We start from the raw sequence: 669 nt of genomic DNA on the forward strand, positions 1-669 counted from the left end.
TGCGAGGCCGGTGACGGCGGCATCATGGACGGCGCGCGGCGGGAGCCGCGCTGCAGCGCCGGCGTGATGCAATTCCTCAAAGCGGTAGTGGCAACCTTGCCAACTGACCCCCGGACTGATGGCCAGCACGCGCGCCTCGATGCGATAGCCGGCCGATCGTCCGGTCGTCATGACCTTCTCGACATTGTCGGGGGTCCTCATCGTGGTTTCGAACACGACGTGGACACCGCGTTCGGTGGCAACCGTCAGCAACTTCTCGCTCCAGATGCCGGCATCGGCCTGCGTGAAGCGTGACGCCGTCATCGGATCGGCATTCTGGTGTGCGACAAATCCCGGATGGTAGGACCGCAGATCGTCTCCGACGACGCGGATGGCCGGACCGGATTGCTCCAGCTCCGTGAGGCTTGTTGTCAGCAAAGCTGTTTTGCCCGAACCGGGCTGGCCACCGAGCACGATGAGGGTCGGCCGATCCGCCTTGCCGATATCGTCAGGGAGATAGTCGGGCAGGATCTCCGTGCGAAAGATGTGTTCGTTCTGGGCCTCCGACAGCCGGCCCATGGCAGCTTCGTCCGCCATAGGTCACAACTCCCGCCAGAACGACGCCGCGTCCTTGACCCGTGGACCCCATTCCGCGATCACAGCTTCGATCTGCTCGGCATCGCCGACCCG

The 669-nt window shown here is 64.4% G+C and carries 1 protein-coding gene; it reads right to left on the reverse strand.

What is annotated here, in order from left to right; all coding sequences use genetic code 11:
* Nucleotides 1–576, reverse strand: a 576-nt coding sequence (locus CEV33_RS00300; protein ID WP_167388071.1) for a zeta toxin family protein, incomplete at its 3' end; no start/stop codon positions are given.
* Nucleotides 577–669 lie beyond the last annotated feature (93 nt).

This window comes from Brucella grignonensis, from assembly GCF_002252505.1.
GTDB classification, from domain to species: Bacteria; Pseudomonadota; Alphaproteobacteria; order Rhizobiales; family Rhizobiaceae; genus Brucella; species Brucella grignonensis.